This window comes from Isoptericola luteus, from assembly GCF_020297055.1.
Classification (GTDB): domain Bacteria; phylum Actinomycetota; class Actinomycetes; order Actinomycetales; family Cellulomonadaceae; genus Isoptericola; species Isoptericola luteus.
Genome location: NZ_JAIXCQ010000006.1, coordinates 43,368 through 63,122, shown reverse-complemented (window position 1 = coordinate 63,122; position 19,755 = coordinate 43,368). Strand labels below are relative to the sequence as shown.

Annotated in this window: 19 protein-coding genes, 1 tRNA gene and 2 pseudogenes; 8 read left to right on the top strand and 14 right to left on the bottom strand. The window is 74.1% G+C overall.

Annotated elements, in window-relative coordinates; translation table 11 throughout:
• Positions 1 to 21: 21 nt before the first annotated feature.
• Positions 22 to 891 (top strand): NAD(P)H-dependent oxidoreductase, encoded by an 870-nt coding sequence (locus LEP48_RS10150; RefSeq protein WP_225565478.1) that lies wholly within the window; start codon positions 22 to 24, stop codon positions 889 to 891.
• Here the strand turns inward: LEP48_RS10150 and LEP48_RS10145 are convergent.
• Positions 847 to 2,076: an MFS transporter gene (locus LEP48_RS10145; protein WP_225565477.1), complete on the bottom strand. Its 1,230-nt coding sequence runs from the start codon at positions 2,074 to 2,076 to the stop codon at positions 847 to 849. The genes LEP48_RS10150 and LEP48_RS10145 overlap by 45 nt on opposite strands.
• Positions 2,077 to 2,276: 200 nt before the next feature.
• Between LEP48_RS10145 and LEP48_RS10140 the strand changes: the two are divergent.
• A pseudogene (locus tag LEP48_RS10140) lies at positions 2,277 to 3,176 on the top strand (TagA domain-containing protein); the annotation flags it as partial.
• A gap of 229 nt (positions 3,177 to 3,405) precedes the next feature.
• Here LEP48_RS10140 and LEP48_RS10135 read toward each other — a convergent pair.
• Positions 3,406 to 4,089, bottom strand: coding sequence for a Crp/Fnr family transcriptional regulator (locus tag LEP48_RS10135; RefSeq protein ID WP_225565476.1), 684 nt, complete (start codon positions 4,087 to 4,089; stop codon positions 3,406 to 3,408).
• Between the two features lie 121 nt (positions 4,090 to 4,210).
• Here LEP48_RS10135 and LEP48_RS10130 point away from each other — a divergent pair, with 121 nt between their 5' ends.
• Positions 4,211 to 4,444: a heavy-metal-associated domain-containing protein gene (locus tag LEP48_RS10130; protein WP_225565475.1), complete on the top strand. Its 234-nt coding sequence runs from the start codon at positions 4,211 to 4,213 to the stop codon at positions 4,442 to 4,444.
• Between the two features lie 58 nt (positions 4,445 to 4,502).
• Positions 4,503 to 6,526, top strand: a pseudogene (locus LEP48_RS10125) (heavy metal translocating P-type ATPase).
• A gap of 91 nt (positions 6,527 to 6,617) precedes the next feature.
• On the opposite strand, the gene LEP48_RS10120 reads toward LEP48_RS10125, so the two are convergent.
• The 12 genes from LEP48_RS10120 to rplU form a co-directional block, all read right to left on the bottom strand.
• Positions 6,618 to 6,693: transfer RNA gene (locus LEP48_RS10120), tRNA-Ala, on the bottom strand.
• A 90-nt stretch (positions 6,694 to 6,783) separates the two neighbouring features.
• Positions 6,784 to 7,473: a histidine phosphatase family protein gene (locus LEP48_RS10115; protein ID WP_225565474.1), complete on the bottom strand. Its 690-nt coding sequence runs from the start codon at positions 7,471 to 7,473 to the stop codon at positions 6,784 to 6,786.
• On the bottom strand, positions 7,470 to 7,916 hold the full coding sequence (gene rsfS, locus LEP48_RS10110; protein ID WP_225565473.1) for a ribosome silencing factor: 447 nt from the start codon (positions 7,914 to 7,916) through the stop codon (positions 7,470 to 7,472). Before rsfS ends, LEP48_RS10115 begins: the two co-directional genes overlap by 4 nt.
• A complete protein-coding gene (locus LEP48_RS10105; protein ID WP_225565472.1) occupies positions 7,913 to 9,091 on the bottom strand; it encodes a hypothetical protein in 1,179 nt (392 codons plus the stop codon). The genes rsfS and LEP48_RS10105 overlap by 4 nt, the downstream gene beginning before the upstream one ends.
• Positions 9,084 to 9,701 carry a nicotinate-nucleotide adenylyltransferase gene (gene nadD / locus LEP48_RS10100; RefSeq protein WP_225565471.1) on the bottom strand — a complete coding sequence of 206 codons (618 nt, stop codon included), beginning with the start codon at positions 9,699 to 9,701 and terminating at the stop codon, positions 9,084 to 9,086. Before nadD ends, LEP48_RS10105 begins: the two co-directional genes overlap by 8 nt.
• A gap of 19 nt (positions 9,702 to 9,720) precedes the next feature.
• The gene (locus LEP48_RS10095) at positions 9,721 to 9,870 is read right to left on the bottom strand and encodes a hypothetical protein (RefSeq protein ID WP_225565470.1); all 150 of its coding nucleotides are present in this window, start codon (positions 9,868 to 9,870) and stop codon (positions 9,721 to 9,723) included.
• Positions 9,871 to 9,935: 65 nt separating this feature from the next.
• Positions 9,936 to 11,249 (bottom strand): glutamate-5-semialdehyde dehydrogenase, encoded by a 1,314-nt coding sequence (locus LEP48_RS10090; RefSeq protein ID WP_225565469.1) that lies wholly within the window; start codon positions 11,247 to 11,249, stop codon positions 9,936 to 9,938.
• Between the two features lie 43 nt (positions 11,250 to 11,292).
• Positions 11,293 to 12,738 (bottom strand): alpha/beta hydrolase family protein, encoded by a 1,446-nt coding sequence (locus tag LEP48_RS10085; protein ID WP_225565468.1) that lies wholly within the window; start codon positions 12,736 to 12,738, stop codon positions 11,293 to 11,295.
• A 108-nt stretch (positions 12,739 to 12,846) separates the two neighbouring features.
• On the bottom strand, positions 12,847 to 13,974 hold the full coding sequence (proB, locus tag LEP48_RS10080; RefSeq protein WP_225565467.1) for a glutamate 5-kinase: 1,128 nt from the start codon (positions 13,972 to 13,974) through the stop codon (positions 12,847 to 12,849).
• Between the two features lie 25 nt (positions 13,975 to 13,999).
• Entirely contained in the window at positions 14,000 to 15,517 is a 1,518-nt protein-coding gene (gene obgE, locus LEP48_RS10075) for a GTPase ObgE (protein WP_225565466.1), read from the bottom strand.
• Positions 15,518 to 15,630: 113 nt separating this feature from the next.
• Entirely contained in the window at positions 15,631 to 15,888 is a 258-nt protein-coding gene (gene rpmA, locus LEP48_RS10070) for a 50S ribosomal protein L27 (RefSeq protein WP_225565465.1), read from the bottom strand.
• A 70-nt stretch (positions 15,889 to 15,958) separates the two neighbouring features.
• Positions 15,959 to 16,267, bottom strand: coding sequence for a 50S ribosomal protein L21 (gene rplU, locus LEP48_RS10065; RefSeq protein ID WP_225565613.1), 309 nt, complete (start codon positions 16,265 to 16,267; stop codon positions 15,959 to 15,961).
• Positions 16,268 to 16,458: 191 nt separating this feature from the next.
• Here rplU and LEP48_RS18790 point away from each other — a divergent pair, with 191 nt between their 5' ends.
• From LEP48_RS18790 to LEP48_RS10045, 4 genes are all read left to right on the top strand, one after another.
• Positions 16,459 to 16,995, top strand: coding sequence for a TetR/AcrR family transcriptional regulator (locus tag LEP48_RS18790; protein WP_225565464.1), 537 nt, complete (start codon positions 16,459 to 16,461; stop codon positions 16,993 to 16,995).
• Between the two features lie 34 nt (positions 16,996 to 17,029).
• Positions 17,030 to 17,635: a protein-L-isoaspartate O-methyltransferase family protein gene (locus LEP48_RS10055; RefSeq protein WP_225565463.1), complete on the top strand. Its 606-nt coding sequence runs from the start codon at positions 17,030 to 17,032 to the stop codon at positions 17,633 to 17,635.
• A gap of 51 nt (positions 17,636 to 17,686) precedes the next feature.
• On the top strand, positions 17,687 to 18,511 hold the full coding sequence (locus LEP48_RS10050; RefSeq protein ID WP_225565462.1) for an inositol monophosphatase family protein: 825 nt from the start codon (positions 17,687 to 17,689) through the stop codon (positions 18,509 to 18,511).
• 139 nt (positions 18,512 to 18,650) lie between these two features.
• Positions 18,651 to 19,742, top strand: a complete 1,092-nt coding sequence (locus tag LEP48_RS10045; protein ID WP_225565461.1) for a fatty acid desaturase family protein — start codon at positions 18,651 to 18,653, stop codon at positions 19,740 to 19,742.
• Positions 19,743 to 19,755: the final 13 nt, after the last annotated feature.

Sequence of the window (19,755 nt, the reverse complement as noted above, 5' to 3'; positions counted from 1 at the left end):
CCGACAGAGGGAGAGCTGACGATGAAGGTCCTGTGGGTGCTCGCCCACCCGGAGCCCCGGTCACTGACGGCAAACCTGCGCGACGACGGCGTGGCCGCGCTGCGCGCCGGCGGGCACCAGGTGGTCCAGTCGGACCTGTACGCGATGGGGTGGAACCCCGTGGTCACCGCTGCCGACTTCGGCGAGCCGGACGACGGCGCGTTCGAGGGCCTGCCTGACGAGCTGCCGACGGACCGGCTCGACGTCGCCGCGGCCTCCGAGCGCGCGTTGCGCGCCGGGACGCTCGCGCCCGACATCCGTGCCGAGCACGACAAGCTCGCCTGGGCCGACACCGTCGTCCTGCAGTTCCCGCTGTGGTGGCACGGGCCGCCGGCGATCCTCAAGGGATGGCTCGACCGGGTGCTCGTCCAGGGCTTCGCCTACGGCGTGCGCGACCCGGGCTCGGGCCGCACCCTGCGCTACGGCGACGGCGGCCTCGCCGGGCGGCGAGCCCTCGCGGTGGTGACGGTGGGCGCGGGCAACGGCGTCGGGCCGCGCGGCCTGCACGGCGACCTCACCGAGGTGCTCTTCGGACTGCTGCACGGCACCTTCTGGTACACGGGCATGCGAGTCGCCGATCCGGTGCTCGTCCTCGGCGCGAACCGGATGGACGACGGCGGTTACGCGCAGGCCGCCCGGACCCTGCGCGCGCGCCTGGCCGGCCTGGAGGACGGCCCGTGGGTGGAGTACCGGACGCACGAGAGCGGGGACTACGACCGGAACGACGAGCTGCGGGCCGACCTCGCGCCGGGTCGCTCCGGCCTCGGGGTGCACCGCACCGACACCGCCGTCACGGACACGTGGCCGTCAGAGACCCCGGCGTCGGCCGCGCACCAGGTTCCCGTGCGGTGAGTAGCGCGGCACCCAGCGCGCGAGCGCCGCAGCAGAGCCCGCCCCCAGCACGGCCGTCGCCCACACGCCGGCCGCGAGAGACCCGAGCGCCGCCCCGGCCGAGAGCACCAGCGGGCCGAGGGCGTCACCGGTGTCCTGGAACAGCCGCCACACGCTGAGGAACGTGGGCCGCACGTCCGCGGGCGCGACGTCCGCCCCCAGGGTCATGACGATCCCCGAGCCCATGCCGTTGCCTACGCCGAGCACCGCCGCGGCCACCGTGAGGCCCGCGACCGTGTGCGACAGCGGCAGGAATGCCAGGCCGGCGGACATCGTGACCATCGACGGGACCGCGATCCACAACCGTCCGAACCGGTCCATCACCTTGCCCGCCGGGTAGAACAGCAGCATGTCGAGCGCCCCGGAGACGCCGAACACCAGGGACGTCACCTCGGCGTCGAGCCCCAGGTGCTCGCCCCACAGCGGGATCACGGTCTGCCGCGCCCCGCGGACGGCGCTGACGAGCAGGATCGCGACCCCGAGCGTCGCGAAGAGCCGGCGGTGCTCGCGGGCCACCGCCCGGATCGACACGCGGGGGCGTGCCGCCCCCGCCGGTCCGGCGGGACCGGCCTGTGGCTCCCGCTCCGGGCGGACGACGGCGAGCACCAGGACGGCGAGCAGGGCGCACCCGGCGCCGAGCCAGTACGCCCCCTGGACGGACGACGACGCGATGACGAGGGCGCCGGCGAACGGCCCCAGGAAGATGCCGATGCGGTGCACGCCCGCGAGCGTCGAGAGCACCCGTGCCCGCCGCAGCGGGGGCGTGATCTCCGTGAGGTAGGCCTGCCGCGCCAGGTTGAACACGGCGTTCGCCGCGCCGAGCGCGAGCACGCCTGCCGCGAGCCCCCACAGGCCGGAGGTGACCGCGACGGCCGTGAACGCGAGGACGGCGACCCCGCCCGCGAGCAGCATCGCCGCACGGTCGCCCAACCGCTGCGCGAGCGCCCCGGCCGGCAGGTCGAAGAGGATCTTGCCGATCGGCAGGAGCGCCGTGACCAGGCCCGCGACGGTCAGGGTCGCCCCGCGCCCCGTCGCCGTGACCGCGACCACCGGGAGCATCGCACCGATCCCCACCTCCAGCAGCAGCGTCGGGAGGAACGCGCCGAGGACGACGTTGCGCATCGGGAAGAGGGGCGGGGACGGCACGTCCTCCTTCCTACCCCACCGGCCACCGACGACGCCGCTCCGTCCCACCTTCTCGGGCGGTCGCAGACGCACATCCTGCTGTCCTCGAGCGCCACGGCGAGGTCGCTCGGACGATCCCCGGTGAGGAACGACCGAAGCTCGTCATCGATGACCGCGCTGGGTAGTTCGACCCTGTCGACGGTGTCGGGCTCCTCCGCCTCGGCAACCCGTCGGACGCCGACCAGACCCTCGTCTACCCGGCGTTTCGCTCCAACTACGGCGTCACCTTCGACCTGCCGCAGGCAGACACGACGGTCACCTCCGCCGAGCGGGTCTGCTGGCTCGAGGTCACGTTCGACGGCGCGGAGACGCAGCACGTCGCGCTCGACGCGAGCGACGGTGTCAAGCAGCTCAACGTGAACGTCGCGGAGTCCGAGCGCCCGACCGGCGCCCAGGTCTCCTGCCGCGTGGACGGCACCACCATGACGCTCGGCGACCCCATCGAGATCGCCACGGACCTCGAGCCCCTGCCGTCCGCGGTCGTCGTGGGTCAGACGGCCGGGTACGAGGCTCTGCGCGCCACGGAGCTGGCCGATCTCGAGGGCACGCTCGAAGGGCTCGCGGACGAGGCCGCACCTGTCCTCGGCGCGGCGGACCTGCTCGCGCTGCGGAGCTGGTCGGACGACCTCTCGTCGCTGAGCACCACCGCGCGCGCCGTCGCGGACCAGGTCCTCGGGCTGGTGCAGGACGCCGCCGACGTCGAGGCCTACCTCGCCGAGCACGTGGGTGAGGGCACCGCGGACAACCTGCCGGAGCTCGCGGAGTTCCTCACGGACAGGGGCTACGTCGACGACCAGGGGAACGTGCTCCCGGCCGGCGCACCGGTGACCGTCGACGGCGGACACTGCCTCTACCTGTCCGAGAACGTCACCCGCGTGGACGGCGACTCCGAGGGCTGCGCCGCGACGCGGGGCGACACCTGGTTCGTCGACGTGTCGGACCGCATCCACCCGGCGTCGGCGCCCGAGCTCTGCGTCGTCCCCGCCATCCCGGCGGCGGCGGTGGCGCTCCTTGGCGTCGGCGCCTCGCTCGTGCTGGTGCGCAGGGCGAACATGCGCTGAGCACGCACCGAGGTCGAGGCGCGCGGCACGCGAAGCCCCGACGCGACGGGTCGCCTCCGGGCCGGGGGCGGCCTGTCGTGTTCTCCGCAAGGGCGGGGAGCGACGACGCGCAGCGCCGCCCGGTCCGTTCCCGTCGCCGCCGGTCCGTCCCCACGTCTCAAGCCCCGGACCTGGTCTCCCCTGCCGTCAGCCGGCCGGCCGCCTCCGTCGACGACGTGTGCAAAGCTCGCTACCGAGGGGTGGCGGCGCGCTCGAGCCCGTCGACGTCGAGGATCGTGATGTCGCGTCGGCCGTGGAGCTCGACGAGACCGGCCGCGGAGAGCGCCGCGAGGCGGCGGCTCAAGGTCTCGGGCGTCGTGCCGAGGTAGGCCGCGACCTCCTGCTTCGCCATCGGCAGCCGCACCGTGGCCGCCCCGTCCCGGAAGCTGCCGGGCAGGTCCAGGAGGTAGGCCGCGACCCGGGCGCCGACGTCGCTGGACGTGATGGCGGCCAGAAGACGCTCCACGGACCAGAGCCGGTCGGAGAGCGTCCGCAGCATCCGCTGACTGATGTCGGGGTAGTCGCGGATCAGGCCGGCGAGGTCGGCATGCTCGAAGACGCACATCCTGCTGTCCTCGAGCGCCACGGCGAGGTCGCTCGGACGATCGCCGGTGAGGAAGGACCGTTCGCCGACGACGTCCCCGCCGGTCACCGTGCGCAGGATCTGCTCCTGACCGTTGGCGGCGGCGTGGCTCACCTTGAGCCGCCCGCTGTGCATGACCAGCAGCCGGGAGACCGGTTGTCCGGGCGCGTAGACGACCTCTCCCTCGTGCACGACCAGCGGCCGGGCCAGGTCGGCGACCCGGCGCTGTTCGGTCGGCGTGAGGCCCTGGAAGATCGGGACGCGGGTGACGCACAGGTCGCCGTCGGGCATGTCCCGAGCGTAGCCCTCGCCGGCCGCGGACTTGATCCAGGTCAAGGACTTCGCGCCACGGCGCTCCTACCGTGAAGGCATCACCACGGAAGATCACGAGAAGGGCTCCACCATGACCGCCATGTCCACCACGCGCACCACGCACACCGTCCTCCGCGCGGAGGGCTTCTCCTGCCCCTCCTGCGTGGCCAAGATCGAGAAGCAGGTCGGTCGGCTGCCGGGGGTCGAGCACGTGCGGGTGCACTTCGCCTCCGCCCGCATCGAGGTCGACCATGACGCCCGGCGAGCCTCGGTCGACGACCTCGTCGCCGCCGTCGCGAAGGCGGGCTACCGGGCCGCTCCCGCCGCCTTCTGACGCAGCGAAGGTCCTCCGCGCCGGTCCGCCGGCCCCGTGCAGAAAGGTTCGTATCGCAATGAGCAGGCTCCTGGGACGGGTCCACGGGAAGTGGTCGGTGCCCGTCGTGTCCGGCGTCCTCATCCTCGTCTCGTTCAGCCTCCAGCGGCTGGGCGGAGGCGCCGCCGACGCCACCCTCGGCACGCAGTGGTGGCTCGACGCCGGAGCCCACGCCACGCACGCCGCGGCCTTCACGCTCGGCGACGCGTTCATGATCGCCGCGGCCGTGGTCGCCGGCTACGGGATCGCGGTCGACGCGGTTCGCGCGCTGGCTGCCAGGGTCGTCGGCATCGACCTGCTCGTCACGGTCGCGGCCGTCGGCGCGGTGGCCATCGGCAACTTCTGGGAGGCCGCGGCGGTCACGTTCCTGTTCGGGGTGGGCCACGCCCTGGAAGCCACCACCGTGGCCAAGACGCGCTCGGCGCTGGCCGAGCTGGTCGCCGTCGCCCCGGCGCTCGCGATCGTCGTCCGCGACGGCGAGCAGCAGGAGGTTCCCGCCGCGCAGGTGCGCACGGGAGAGACCGTCCTCGTCAAGAACGGCGCCAAGGTCCCCGTCGACGGCCTGGTCGTCTCCGGCACCGGCGCCGTGGACGAGGCCACGATCACCGGCGAGTCCGTGCCGGTGGAGAAGTCGGTGGGTGACCAGGTCTTCGCCGGCACCGTCTCCGGCGGCGGGTTCCTGCAGGTACGAGCCACCGGCGTGGGCGCCGACACCACCCTGGCCCGGATCATCCACCGGGTGGAGGAGGCCCAGGACGCCAAGGCCCGCACCCAGGCGTTCATGGACCGCTTCTCCCGCTGGTACACCCCCGCGGTGATCGTGCTGGCGCTCGTGTCCGGGCTGGTCTCGGGCGACGTGGTGCTGGCCCTGACGCTGCTGGTCATCGGCTGCCCCGGGGCCCTGGTGATCTCCGTCCCGGTGGCGGTCGTGGCCGGGATCGGCCGCGCGGCCCGCCACGGCATCCTCATCAAGGGCGGCGAGTTCCTGGAGACGTCGGCGAAGATCTCGGCGGTCGCCCTGGACAAGACCGGCACCCTGACGGAGGGACGTCCCCGGCTGACCGACGTCGTCGTCCTGGACCCCGCTGCACGACGCGCGGACGTCCTGCGCTGGGCCGCCGCCGCGGAGGCCGGCTCCGAGCATCCCCTGGCCCGCCCCGTCCTGGAGACCGCCCGGGCCGAAGGGGTCGGCCCCCGGGGCGCCCCCGCTGCCGTCACCCCGGTTCCCGGCAAGGGCGTCGTGGCCGACGTCGACGGCCGCCGGGTGCTGGTCGGCAACCTGTCGCTGCTGGTCCAGCACGGCATCGCCGGCAGCAGCGGCGCGCGGGCCGCAGAGCTCCTGGCCGCCGAGGGCAGGACGCCGATGATCGTGGCCGTCGACGACGCGGTGATCGGCGTGGTCGCGGTCGCCGACCGGATCCGCCCGGACGCGCCCGAGATGGTCGCCCGGCTGCACCGGGCCGGCGTGGACACGGTGGTCATGCTCACCGGGGACACCCGGCGGGTGGCCGACGCGGTCGGGGCGGCCACCGGGATCGACGAGATCCACGCCTCCCTGCTCCCCGAGGACAAGCTGGAGGTGGTCGCGCGGCTCCAGCGGCAGGGCCACACCGTGGCCATGGTTGGCGACGGCGTCAACGACGCTCCAGCGCTCGCCATCGCGGACATCGGTGTGGCGATGGGGGCTGCCGGGTCGGCCGTAGCGGTCGAGACCGCCGACATCGCCCTGATGAGTGACACGCTGCTCCGGCTCCCGGAGGCCGTCGGCCTGGCCCGGCGGACGGTGGCGGTGATGCGGCAGAACATCGTGATCGCCCTGGTCACCGTGGTGCTGCTGCTGGCCGGCGTCTTCGCCGGCGGGGTGACCATGTCGTCGGCATGCTCGTGCACGAGGCCTCGGTGCTCGTGGTCATCGCCAACGCGATGCGGCTGCTGCACGACACCCGAGGCGTCACCGGCGGCGGTACGGCACGCGCGTCCCGGCAGGCATCTCCGGTGTCCCGATCGCCGGAGACCGTCACGACGTCGAGTGACTTCGGGTGACGCTCCCGGCGTCCGGTGACGGCAGCGCCGTCACCGGTCCGGAACGCGAAAATGCCCCGCCATCCGGCGGGGCATCTTCACACTTCCCACGTGGTGGAGCTGAGGGGACTCGAACCCCTGACCCCCTGCATGCCATGCAGGTGCGCTACCAGCTGCGCCACAGCCCCGAGAACCCGCGCTCCGCACGGACGAGTCCGGTGCACAATGCCTGGTTCGGTGGGTTCCTGGGGGCTACCGCCCCTTGGAACGTCGATATCTTAGGCAGACTCGGGCCCAGGTTCCAAATTCCAGTCCGGACCGGCCTGCCAGTGGTCGATCGGGTAGCCCGCGCCCACGTTGTGCGCCACCAGCCGCCAGGACGGCGTGGCCCCGGCCGCCGCGCGGTGCAGGTGGGACCAGTGCACGTTGTGCATGCCCGACAGCCCGCGCCAGGCGGTGGCGTCGAGCCCGAGCAACGCCGTCACGCCGAGCGAGATCGCCGCGCCGTGGGAGACGAGGACGAGCGTCTCGTCCTCGCCCATCGACTCGGCGTGCTCGGCCACCGCCGCGAGCATCCGCGCGGCGACGTCCGCCTTCGACTCGGCGCCGGCGGCGGCGGGCTCCGCCCCACGACGCCACGCGTCGTACTCGTCGGGCCAGCTCTCACGGATCTCGGAGGCCAGCAGTCCCTCCCAGGCACCGAAGCTGCGCTCGCGCAGCCGGGCGTCCGTCTGGACGACCGGCCCGCCGTAGGAGGCCGCGTACGCGGCCGCCGTGTCCGCGGCCCGGGTCAGGTCGGACGTGACGATGCGGTCCGCGCGGTGGGACGAGGCGAGCGCCGCAGCGCCCTCGGCCGCCTGCCAGCGGCCGACGTCGTCCAGCGGGATGTCGATCTGCCCCTGCAGCCGCAGGGTCGCGTTGTAGGCGGTGCGGCCGTGCCGCACCAGGACGACGGTGCCCGCCGTCACTGCTCGTCGCCGGCGAGACGGATCGCCCCGTCGCCGGTGCCGCCGCCGAACTCCTCGTCCGCGGCCTCGCCGTCACCGCCCCGCGCGTCCTCGGGCAGCTCGACGAGCGGGCAGTCCTTCCAGAGCCGCTCGAGCGCGTAGTACACGCGGTCCTCGGCGTGCTGGACGTGCACGACCACGTCGCCGAAGTCGAGCAGCACCCAGCGGGCCTGTGCCTTGCCCTCCCGGCGGATCGGCTTGGCGCCCGCGCGGATCATCGCCTCCTCGACGGCGTCGACGATCGCCGAGACCTGTCGTTCGTTGGTTCCCGACGCGATGAGGAAGACGTCCGTCAGGACGAGCTGCTCGCTCACGTCGAGGGCGATGATCTCCTGGGCCTTGCGGTCCGAGGCGGCGCGGGCGGCCACGACGGCCAGCTCGAGCGCGCGGTCGCTGGCGGTCATGCAGCTCCTTCGGGAAGGTGGGTGAGGATGGAGGACGTGCCGGCGGTCGAGGCCGTGTTCGCCTCGAACGGCTCGGGCTCGTCGCCGCCGAGCAGCAGCTTCCACAGCAGCAGCCCCAGCACGAACGCCACCACGACGAGGACGATGTAGTGCAGCCAGGTGTACGACGACTCGGGCTCCTCCCAGTCGTCGTCGTCGGCCTCCGGCGAGGCCTGGGCGCCGGACCGGGCGCGGACCGGCTGCTCCGCGCCGACGAGGGCGTCGAACGGGGAGGCGGTGGCGGGACGCGGCTCGGCGGACGTCGGCGCTACCGCGGGCGGGGGCGCGGACGGGCGTTCCGTCGAGGTGGTGGCCCACGGCAGGGCCGGGGCGGACGACGCGTCGGTGGCGCGAGCACCCGCCGACGTGGCGGCCGCGCCGCCGGGCGCGCCGGACGACGCGCCGGGGAAGGCAGGCGGAGCCACGCTCGCCGGCGCCGACGCCGACGGGCTGGACGTTGCGGACCCGAACGGCGACGCGTCGCGCGTCGAACCGAACGGCGAGCGGCGGGACGGGGCCGCGGGGGCGTCGGAGCCGCCGGGGAGGGCCGGCCCGGCGGGGGGCGACGAGGGTGGCATCGCCGCGGGGGCGGCAGGGGCCGCCGCGGAGGCGCCGGTGCCGAAAGCACTCGCCGAGCGCCACGCCGACGGGTCGCGCGGGCCCGTCGAGGGGCCCGACGACGCGCCGGGGCCCGGCTGCGACGGGCCGCGGAGGCCGGGCTGCGCGGGCGGCGGGGACGACGGCCTCGCGGACGGGGCGCTGCCGCGCCCCGCACCGGGCTCCGGGGACCGCTGGATCGGCGTGAGCCGCCCGGTCTCGTCGAGACCGCGCATGCCTCCCGTGGCGGACGGCGGGCGCACGACGGGCGCCGACGCACCGTACGACGGCTCCGGCGACTGCTCGCGCAGCGACCGGCGTGACGGCGGCGGGGCGGCCGGGGGCTGCGCGGCGGGCGCTCCGTAGCCACGCGGCTGAGGAGCCGGCGCGTGCTGGTTCGGTGGGGCGGCCGGCGCCGCGGACCGCGGGTCCACCCCTCCCCCGGCGGGCGCGGCGGCTGCTGCGCGCGCGGCGGCGGCCTGCTCCCGCTCGCGAATCTCGCGGCGGGTCAGCGGGCGGGACGGATTGTTGTCACTCATCGAGACCTCGATACAGACCGTGCTTGGCGATGTACTGGACCACGCCGTCCGGCACCAGATACCACACCGGCTGACCTGCCTGCGCGCGACGACGGCAGTCGGTCGAGGAGATGGCGAGCGCCGGCACCTCGAGCGTCGTCACCCCGTCGGCGGGCAGACCGTCGACCGTGAGCTGGTGCCCCGGCCGCGTGACAGCCACGAAGTGTGCCATCTCCCACAGCTGCGCCGCATCCTTCCACGTGAGGATCTGCTCGATCGCGTCGGCGCCGCTGATGAAGTACAGGTCGGCGTCGGGGTGCTGGGCGTGCAGGTCGCGGAGGGTGTCCACCGTGTAGGTGAGCCCGGGGCGGTCGATGTCGACCCGGCTCACGGTGAACTGCGGGTTGGCCGCCGTGGCGATCACGGTCATGAGGTACCGGTCCTCGGCGGCGGTGACCCGCTGGTGCTGCTTGAAGGTGGGCTTCCCGGTGGGCACGAAGACGACCTCGTCGAGGTCGAGCACCGACGCCGCCTCGGAGGCGGCGACGAGGTGCCCGTGGTGGATCGGGTCGAACGTCCCGCCCATCACCCCGAGACGGGGACGCCGCTCACCGGACGTCGGCTGGCTCACGCTGGCCGGACCGCCGTCGTCAGTGGCGGTTGGCGACGTTGCGGAAGGCGTACGTCACCAGGAGCGCGGCGACGAGCCCACCGAAGGCGAGCCCACCGAGAGCGATCGGGTTGATCGTCTCAGCGTGCTCGGTGGCCTCCTGGGCGACCTGGACGGCGGTGTGCAGCACGGGGTCCTCCTGTGCGTCAGTGCGGGGGTGGGTGCGGTCGGTGGCAAGTCTCTCACGCGCGCCCCCTAGGGCCGCACGTGCCCGTCACCGGTCACGACCCACTTGGTGGTGGTCAGCTCGGCGAGTCCCATGGGCCCGCGCGCGTGCAGCTTCTGGGTGGAGATGCCGATCTCGGCGCCGAGGCCGAGCTGCCCTCCGTCGGTGAACCTCGTCGACGCGTTGACCATGACGGCGGCCGAGTCGACCTCCGCGACGAACCGCTCCGAGGCCGTCAGGTCCCGCGTGAGGATCGCCTCGGTGTGGCCCGAGGACCAGGTGCGGATGTGCTCGATGGCGTCGCCGAGCGAGTCGACGACCCGCACGGCGAGCTCGGGCGCCAGGTACTCGGTCGCCCAGTCGTGCTCGGTGGCGGGCACGACCTCGACCGACTCGGGCGCGAGCGCCGCCGTCCGCTCGTCGCCGTGCAGCACGACGCCGGCACCGGCCAGCGCCGCCAGCGCGGCGGGCAGGAACGTGTCGGCGGCGTCCGCGTGCACCAGCAGCGTCTCGGCCGCGTTGCACACCCCGACGCGCTGCGTCTTGGCGTTCATCACGATCTCGACGGCGTTCGGCACGTCGGCCGTGGCGTCCACGTACACGTGCACGTTCCCGACGCCGGTCTCGATGACGGGCACCGTGGAGGACCGGACCACGGTCTGGATGAGATCCGCCCCACCGCGCGGTACGAGGACGTCGACCAGGCCGCGTGCCTGCATGAGCGCGACGCCCCCCGGCCGCCCGTACGCGTCGATGGTCTGCACCAGGTCGGCCGGCAGTCCCTGGCCCTCGAGCGCGGCGCGCACCACGTCGACGATCAGCGCGTTGGACGACGCCGCGGCGCTGCCCCCGCGCAGGATCACCGCGTTCCCCGACTTCAGCGCCAGGCCGGCGGCGTCGACGGTGACGTTCGGCCGGGCCTCGTAGATCATCCCGACCACGCCCATCGGCACGCGCAGCTGACGCAGCCGCAGGCCGTTGGGCAGCGTCTGACCGCGCACGACCTCCCCGACCGGGTCCGGCAGGCCGGCCAGCTCGCGCAGCGCGTCGGCGATCGCCCCGATCCGCTCGTCGGTGAGCGCGAGCCGGTCCAGCAGGCCCTCGCTCAGCCGGCCGGCACGACCCCGGGCGACGTCCTCGGCGTTCGCGGTGACGATCCGCGATGCGGAGGCCACCAGAGCGTCCGCGACGGCGTGCAGCGCAGCGTCCTTGGTCGCCCGGGTGGCCGTCGCCAGGGCGCGGGACGCCACCTGGGCGCGCCGGGCGATGTCCTGGACCGCGGCCGTGACGTCGGCGCCCGGCGCGCTCCCGGCGGTCTGGTCCTCCGTGAAGGTCGTGGTCATCCCCCGAGGGTACGACGCGGGGGCACGCAGCGGCAGACCCCTCTCACCAGGAGGGACGGGGTGCCGCCGGCGGCACGAAGCGCGTGAACGCCGGGGCGTGGTCGAAGGTGCTGAACGTGACGACCTCGAAGGTGGTGCGGTACTCGGGGCCGAGGGCGTCGACCGCCCGGTTGAGCACCCGCGGGGCGCGGACGGGCCATCGGCCCGTGTCGACCCGGTGCTCGAGGGTGCGCAGCGCCACGAGCTCCTCCCCGAGGCTGACCGAGATGTGCGCCCCGCGCTCCACGAACAGGCTGCGCACCCGCTCGGGGTGCCCCAGCTCCCGCACCCGCTGCGCGTAGGAGCGGACGGCCGACGGCGGCGCCCCGCCGTCACCCGTGGTGTGCAGGGCGAGCAGCGGCGCGGGCGAGGTGCCCTCCGGCCGGTGGTCGACCATCCGTGCCCGCGCCGCCGCGTCGGCCTCGATCGGCTCGGTCGCCTCGAGAGCCGCCAGGTCGGCGCGCAGGTCGAGCCCGGCGCGCGCGTAGGACGCCACGACCGCGGGGGCGGCTCCCGACCGGGCGAGGCGGGCGCGCAGGCCGTCGAGGTCGGTGCTGTTCGGGTTGCCGCCCAGCGTGCTCTCCAGCTCGGCGCGGCCGGTCGGGCCGAGGCCGAGGGTGTACGCCCCGATCAGCCACTGCGCCTGCCCGCGAGCTCTCTCCTCGAGCGTGCGCGGCCTGGGCTCGTTCATCTCGTACCAGCCGGTGACGTTGCCCAGCGAGGCGATGAGGGAGATCCGCGCACGGCCCGTGGGGGTCTCGACGGCGGCGCCGAGGGCCGCGACCAGCGCGTCGCGGCTCGCGGGGGCGTCCTCGGCGTCGACGAGCTCGATCGGGTTCCCGTGGGCGTCGGTGCCGTCGGTGAGCAGGGCGCGGGTCGCGGCCTGCATGTCGAGGATCACGTCGAAGTGGCCCACCCAGTCCAGGACGCCGCTGGTGCTGAGTACCCCGTCGATGCGGTCGGGCTCGACCTCGGCGTGCTTCGCCGCCGTCACCGCCCCCATCGACTGGCCGTAGGCGATGGTGCGGTCCGGCTCGGCCACGTGCTCGGTGAACCAGTCGAGCAGGCGCGACTGGTCGGCCACGGCCGTGGGCACCGTGAAGTCCAGCCCGTCGCCCTGGAACAGCGACCCCGCCACCGCGTAGCCGTGGTCGGTGAACATCTGCTCGCTGAGCTCCTGGTTGCCCAGGGTGTGCGGCACGGGGAACCCGGAGAAGAACTCCGACGGATAGTGGCCGTGGCTGTAGAGCACGAGGGTGCCGTTCCAGTCGTCGGGCACGAGCACCCTGTACTTCGCGCCCTCGATCACCCCCGAGTACTCGGTGGGCGGGGCGTCGCCCCCGGCACCCGGGCCGGCGGTCAGGGCGGCGGCCCCGGGGGACGCGGTGACGACGAGTGCGGCCGCGAGCAGAGCGGCGCGAAGGGCGTGCGGTGCGGTACGGCGGGGCATCGGTGCCTCCTTGCGGCGAGAGGGCGCACGGGCGTGCGCCTGCGCACCTACCGACGCCGGGCGGCAGGCGAACTCATCGGTGGCCGGCCCCCCGCGGGCCGGCGTGGCTCACCGGTGCTCGATCACGAGGTCGTCGCGGTGCACGACCTCCCGGTCGTACCCCTCCCCCAGCTCGGCGCGCAGGTCGTACGTCGACCGGCCGAGCAGCGGCGGCAGCTCCACGGCGTCGAACGCCACGAGGCCGCGCGCGAGCACGACGCCGTCCGGCCCGACGATCTCGACGGGATCCCCCGCGTCGAACGAGCCCTCGACGTGGGTCACCCCCGCGGCAAGCAGGGACGCGCGCCCCCCGAGGACGGCGCGCGCCGCTCCCTCGTCCAGGTGCAGGCGCCCCCGGGAGCCGGCCGCGTGGGCGATCCACAGGCGGCGGGCCGACGTCCGGCGGCCGGTCACGGCGAAGAACGTGCCGACGTCGTCGCCCGCGAGCGCCGCACGGGCGTTGCCCGCACTGGTGAGCACGGCGGGCACGCCCGCGCCCGTCGCGATGCGGACCGACTCGAGCTTGGTGACCATGCCCCCGGTGCCCACCGCGCTGCCGCGACCGGTCACCTCCACGCCGGCGATGTCGGCGAGGTCCGCCACGTGCGGGATCCGCCGCGCGCCCGGGCGGGCGGGCGGCGCGTCGTGGAGGCCGTCGACGTCGGTGAGCAGCACGAGGGCGTCCGCGCGGACCAGGTGTGACACGAGCGCGGCGAGCCGGTCGTTGTCGCCGAACTTCAGCTCGTCCGTGGTCACCGCGTCGTTCTCGTTGACCACGGGCACGACGCCGAGGGCGAGGAGGCGCTCGAGCGAGCGCTGCGCGTTGCGGTAGCGCCGGCGGCGCACCGTGTCCTCGGCGGTGAGCAGCGCCTGCCCGACCTGGAGCCCGTGGGTCGCGAACGCCTCGGTGTACCGGGCCACGAGCTGGCTCTGGCCGAGCATCGCCGCCGCCTGCATCGTCGCGAGGTCCCGCGGGCGGGCCGCGAGGCCGAGCGGCCCGATCCCCGCCGAGATCGCGCCCGACGTGACCAGCACGACCTGCCCGCCGGCCGCGACCCGCTCGGCGAGCACCTCGACGAGCGCGCGCAGCGCCGCGAGGTCGAGGTGCCCGTCCGGGCCGGTGAGCGACGACGAGCCGATCTTGACGACGACGCGTCGGGCGTCCGGCAGGCTGGCGCGGGAGGTGGCGACGTTCACCTGCGCATTGTCGCCGGTGCAGGCGTCAGGCGTCGTCGGGGTCCGTCCAGTGGCCCGACTCGCGCTCGGTCCACAGCTCGCGCCGGGCCTCCGTCTTGGCGTCCATCCGCTCGGTGAACTCGCGCCGCTTGGTCGCCCGGGTGGGCCGGTCGCTCTCGTCGAGACGCAGGTCCGTGCCGCGGGCACCGAGGAGCTCGGGGCCGGTGATCAGCGTGGGCTCCCAGTCGAAGACGACGGCGTTGCGCGGGTCGCCGATGCGCACCTCGTCGCCCGCGACGGCGCCGGCCTTGAAGAGGCCGTCCTCGACGCCGAGCTTGGCGAGCCGGTCCGCGAGGAAGCCGACGGCCTCGTCGTTGTTGAAGTCCGTCTGGCGCACCCAACGCTCGGGCTTGGTGCCGCGGACCTCGTAGTACGTGCCGTCGTGGTCCTTCTTGACGGTGACGGTGAACCCCGCCTCGTCCACGGCGCGCGGGCGCAGCACGATCCGGGCCGGCTCCGGCGCGGGCGCCGCGGCCCGGGCCTCCTCGACGAGCTGGGCGAGGGCGAAGGTGAGCGGCCGCAGCCCTTCGTGGCTGGCCGTCGAGATCTCGAAGACGCGCACGCCGCGGGCCTCGATGTCGGGGCGCACGAGCTCGGCGAGCTCACGGGCCTCCGGGACGTCCACCTTGTTGAGGACGACGACGCGCGGCCGCTCGGTCAGCGGGACGCGGCCGCCGGAGATGCCGAGGTCGGCGGAGTACGCGGCGAGCTCGGACTCGATGGTCTCGAGGTCGCTCAGCGGGTCACGACCCGGCTCGAGGGTGGCGCAGTCGAGCACGTGCACGATGACGGCGGTGCGCTCGACGTGCCGCAGGAACTCCAGGCCGAGACCCTTGCCCTCGCTCGCGCCGGGGATGAGACCCGGGACGTCGGCCACGGTGAACCGCGCCTCGCCCGCCTGCACGACGCCGAGGTTCGGCACGAGGGTCGTGAAGGGGTAGTCGGCGATCTTCGGCCGGGCGGCGGAGATCGCGGCGACCAGCGACGACTTGCCCGCGCTGGGGTACCCCACGAGGGCGACGTCCGCGATCGTCTTCAGCTCGAGGACGACGTCGGCCTCCTCCCCCGGCTCGCCGAGGAGGGCGAACCCGGGGGCCTTGCGCTTCGGCGAGGCGAGTGCACGGTTGCCCAGGCCCCCGCGGCCGCCGGCCGCCACGACATACTCCGCGCCCGCGCCGACGAGGTCGCACAGGACGTTGCCGTCCCGGTCCTTGACGACGGTGCCGTCGGGCACGCGGAGCACGAGGTCGCCGCCCTTGGCACCGTCCCGGTCGTCGCCCATGCCCTGGGTGCCGTTCGGCGCGTGCCGGTGCGGGGAGTGGTGGTACTCGAGCAGGGTGGTGGTCTGCGGGTCGACGACGAGCCGGACGCTGCCGCCGTCACCGCCGTTGCCGCCGTCGGGGCCGGCGAGCGGCTTGAACTTCTCCCGGCGGATCGACGCGACACCGTGCCCGCCGTCACCTCCCGTGGCGTGAAGCACCACGCGATCGACGAAGCTGGCCATGGTCAGATCCTCTCAGGAGAGCTGCGCCCGCAGGGGGCAGAAGGCGGAACAGCACGAGGGGCGCACCGCGACGGTGCGCCCCTCGTGGGAAATGCTGGGTGCTGCGACGAGGCTCAGACCTCGGCAGCGACGATGTCGATGACCTTGCGGCCACGACGCGTCGCGAAGGCGACCGCACCGGCGGTCAGCGCGAACAGCGTGTCGTCGCCGCCACGGCCGACGTTGTTGCCGGGGTGGAAGTGCGTGCCACGCTGGCGGACGATGATCTCGCCGGCCTTGACGACCTGGCCGCCGTAGCGCTTGACGCCGAGACGCTGGGCGTTCGAGTCACGACCGTTGCGCGAGGAGCTCGCGCCCTTCTTGTGTGCCATCTGAAGGAACCTGCTTTCTGGAAGTACGAAGAGGATCTCGCTCGCGGGCCGCGCTCGGGCCCGCGGGAAGTCACTTGATACCGGTGACCTTGAGGCGGGTCAGCTGCTGACGGTGACCCTGGCGCTTGCGGTACCCGGTCTTGTTCTTGTACTTGAGGATCGTGATCTTGGGACCCTTGTCGTCCCGGACGACCTCGGCGGTGACCTTCACGTTCGCGAGCTTCTCGGCGTCGGAGGTCACCTTCTCCCCGTCCACCAGGAGCAGAGCGGGCAGCTCCACCGTGTCACCGGCGCTGGCCTGGATCCGGTTCATGACGACGATGTCCCCGACGGACACCTTCTCCTGACGGCCACCGGCCTTGACGATTGCGTACACCACGTTGCTGCTCATCTCTCTGGTCTGGGTGTGCTGCACGACGTTCGCCACCGACTTGGTCTGCAACTCGGCCCGCCGCGGCGGTCGAGTGCGGTGCGTCCTGAGCACACGGGACTGGCGCACCGAGGGCACGCCGACGATCAAGACTACGCGACGCGCCGACCTCGTTCAAACCGCGCCGGTCGGCACGGTCCGTGACGTGGCCCACGTCCCCCGGTGGTGCCGGGACCCGGTCCCTCGACACCGGCCGACCGCAGGTGACCGCAGGTGAGCTACCCGAGGTCGGACATGTCGAGCACGAACCGGTACCGCACGTCGCCGTCGCCGCGCACGGGATCGCCGGGGCGCGCGTCGACCGGATCGTCGCCGGAGCTCGGACCAACAAGGCCCAGCTCTACGCCTACTTCGGCAGCAAGGACGGGTTGTTCGACGCGATCTTCTTCGGCTCGCTCCACCGCATCGTGGACGTCGTGCCGATCGACGCCGCCGACCTGGCCGACTGGGCCGTCCGGCTCTACGCCGAGTACCTGGCCCGCCCGGACCTGGTCCGGGCCGGCGACCCATTCGACATCATGGCCATGGTGATCGCGATGTCCATGGCGTGGTCGCCCGTCCGCAACGTCTACGCCGCGACCGGCGCCGAGCCGGAGGACGTGCACGAGCAGCGTCGCTCGCTGCTGCGTGACTGCGTCCGCCGCGCGGTCGTGCCGGGCCCGCCTCCCGCCGCCTGAGGCGTGTCGCCGCCGTCCGCGCGACGATGGACGGATGCGCCGTCCGCTGCCCGAGAGCCCGCCCGACGACGTCGCGCTCGCGATGCGCGCCGTCGACCGGCGCGGCTTCCTGCCACGGTCGCTGTCGGGCAAGGCCGGCGACGACCGGCCGCTGGAGATCGGCCACGGCCAGACCAGCTCGCAGCCGTCGACGGTGGCGTCGATGCTCCGCCTGCTCGCAGTGCCCGCCGGCGCCCGGGTGCTCGACGTCGGCGCGGGGTCCGGCTGGACGACCGCGATCCTGGCACGACTCGTCGGGCCCGACGGCGAGGTGCTCGGCGTCGAGCGCCATCCCGACCTGGCCGCGTGGGGCGCCGCGAACGTCCGGCGGGCAGGCATGCCGTGGGCACGTGTCGTGCGGGCGGTCCCGGGAGTACTCGGGGCTCCGCGGGACGGCGGCTGGGACCGCGTCCTGGTCTCCGCCGCCGCCCAGCACCTGCCCGACGCGCTCGTGGAGCAGGTCGCGCCCGGCGGGCGCCTGGTGGTGCCGGTGCGGCACGTCATGACGCTCGTCGAGCGGGACACCGGCGGCGCGGTCCGGAGGAGCGAGCACGGGACCTACTCGTTCGTCCCGCTCGTGGAGGACCCGCCGGAGGGCTGACCCCGCCCGCCGCGCGGGGAGCGCGGACGGGACGCGTGGCATGCTCTGCGCGTGACACGTACCGCGACGGGCACGATCTCGGACCTGGACGTGGCCCTGGCGGCAGCACGCGCGGGGGCCCAGGTGGTCCGCGCCGCGTTCGGCGGCCCCGTGACCCGGCACGCCAAGGAGGGCACGGACTTCGCCACGCAGGCGGACCTGGACGCCGAGCGGGCGATCCGCGCGGTCCTGGCCGCCGCGCGCCCTGACGACGTCGTCGTCGGTGAGGAGCTCGGCGGCCCCCGCGACGGCCTCGCACCGCGCCGCTGGTTGGTCGACCCGCTGTGCGGCACGCTGAACTTCGCGGCCGGGACGGGACCGTTCGGGGTCAACGTCGCCCTCCAGGTGGCCCGCGCCGCCGGTTTCGGCGACAGTGCGGTGGCCGTCGTGGTCGACCCCGTCAGCGGTGACGTGCTCTGGACCGACGGCGCGCGGACGGGCCGTTCGAGGGCGGGCGCCGGGGGCGCGGGGCAGCCGCTCGTGCCCGACGCCGCCAGCCGCCTCGTCGACGTCGACGTGGACGGCGCCACCAACGTCGTAGGCCCGCGGCTCGTGGCGGACCCGGTCTTCCGGGAGCAGGTGGCGGTGCGGGTCTCGTCGACGAGCCTCGCGCTGGCCTGGGTCGCCGCCGGGCAGCGCTCCGCCTACGTGACGGACCGTGACGTGGCCGGCTCCGTGCACTTCACCCCCGGGATCGCGCTGTGCCGGGCCGCCGGGTGCGTCGTCACCGACCTCACGGGCGGACCCGTCGACACGGGTCGCGGGCTCGTGGCCGCTGCCGACGCGGCGACGTCGAGGCTGCTGCTGCGGCGGGTCCGGGACGTGCTCTCCGACTGAGGTCGTCCCCTCTGCCGTTTGGGGGGCTGTCCCCCTGCCGGGGCGAACCTACGCGCCCGTAGGGTCGGGAGCATCCGCTCGACCGAGCACCCGCTCACCTCCTCGGCTGGGAAGTCGACACCGACCCTGCGAGGCCCGTATGACGCCTGCCACCGCCGTCGCCGACCCTGCCGAGCGACTCGCCCGAGCACCTCACACCAGCTCCTACAGCGCGCTCTCCCGCGCGGTACGGGAAGAGGGACTGCTCGGCCGGGCCTACGGCTACTACCTGGGCATCGGCGTCGCCCTGGCCCTCGCGCTCGGCGGGGCGGTGGCAGCGTTCGTCCTGCTCGGCGACTCGTGGTTCCAGCTGGTCGTGGCGGGTGCCCTCGGCATCATCCTCACGCAGATCGCGTTCCTCACCCACGAGGCGGCGCACCGGCAGGTCTTCGCCTCGGGCCGGGTCAACGACACGGTGGGGCGCATCCTCGCGAACGCCGTCGTCGGCATCAGCTACTCCTGGTGGATGTCGAAGCACTCGCGGCACCACGCCAACCCCAACCACGTGGGCAAGGACCCGGACGTCGCGCCCGGCGTCATCTCCTTCACGGAGGAGGCGGCGAGCGAGCACACCGGGTTCCTCGGCGCCATCACGCGGCGCCAGGGCTGGCTGTTCTTCCCGCTGCTGACGCTCGAGGGCCTCAACCTGCACGTGACGTCGGTCCGTTCGCTGCTGCACGGGACGGCCGAGGACCGCAGTACCCGTGCGCGCGAGCTCGTGACCATCCTGGTGCGCCTCACGGTGTACACCGCGGTGATCTTCTGGTGGCTGCCGGTGGGCATGGCGTTCGCGTTCCTCGGCGTACAGCTCGCCGTCTTCGGCGTGTACATGGGCGCGACGTTCGCGCCGAACCACAAGGGCATGCCGATGGTGCCCGAGGGCAGCCGCCTCGACTTCCTGTCCAAGCAGGTGCTGACGTCGCGCAACATCCGCGGCGGCGCCGGCATGAACATCTTCATGGGCGGTCTCAACTACCAGGTCGAGCACCACCTGTTCCCCAGCATGCCGCGGCCGCACCTGGCGCGGGCCCGCATCCTGGTGCGCGAGCACTGCGAGGCGCAGAGCCTGCCCTACACCGAGACCAGCCTGCTGCGGTCGTACGCCATCGTCGTGGCCTACCTCAACCGGGTCGGCCTCGCCGCGCGCGACCCGTTCGACTGCCCCATGCGCCGCCAGATGCGCGGGTACTGACCCGCCCACCTCG

Bases quoted from the DNA above. Each gene is read 5' to 3' on its own strand.
- LEP48_RS10150 (WP_225565478.1), top strand. From the start codon at position 22: ATGAAGGTCCTGTGGGTGCTCGCCCACCCGGAGCCCCGGTCACTGACG.
- LEP48_RS10135 (WP_225565476.1), bottom strand. From the start codon at position 4,089: ATGCCCGACGGCGACCTGTGCGTCACCCGCGTCCCGATCTTCCAGGGC.
- LEP48_RS10130 (WP_225565475.1), top strand. From the start codon at position 4,211: ATGTCCACCACGCGCACCACGCACACCGTCCTCCGCGCGGAGGGCTTC.
- rsfS (WP_225565473.1), bottom strand. From the start codon at position 7,916: ATGACCGCCAGCGACCGCGCGCTCGAGCTGGCCGTCGTGGCCGCCCGC.
- LEP48_RS10105 (WP_225565472.1), bottom strand. From the start codon at position 9,091: ATGAGTGACAACAATCCGTCCCGCCCGCTGACCCGCCGCGAGATTCGC.
- LEP48_RS10090 (WP_225565469.1), bottom strand. From the start codon at position 11,249: ATGACCACGACCTTCACGGAGGACCAGACCGCCGGGAGCGCGCCGGGC.
- LEP48_RS10085 (WP_225565468.1), bottom strand. From the start codon at position 12,738: ATGCCCCGCCGTACCGCACCGCACGCCCTTCGCGCCGCTCTGCTCGCG.
- obgE (WP_225565466.1), bottom strand. From the start codon at position 15,517: ATGGCCAGCTTCGTCGATCGCGTGGTGCTTCACGCCACGGGAGGTGAC.
- rpmA (WP_225565465.1), bottom strand. From the start codon at position 15,888: ATGGCACACAAGAAGGGCGCGAGCTCCTCGCGCAACGGTCGTGACTCG.
- LEP48_RS10055 (WP_225565463.1), top strand. From the start codon at position 17,030: ATGCGCCGTCCGCTGCCCGAGAGCCCGCCCGACGACGTCGCGCTCGCG.
- LEP48_RS10045 (WP_225565461.1), top strand. From the start codon at position 18,651: ATGACGCCTGCCACCGCCGTCGCCGACCCTGCCGAGCGACTCGCCCGA.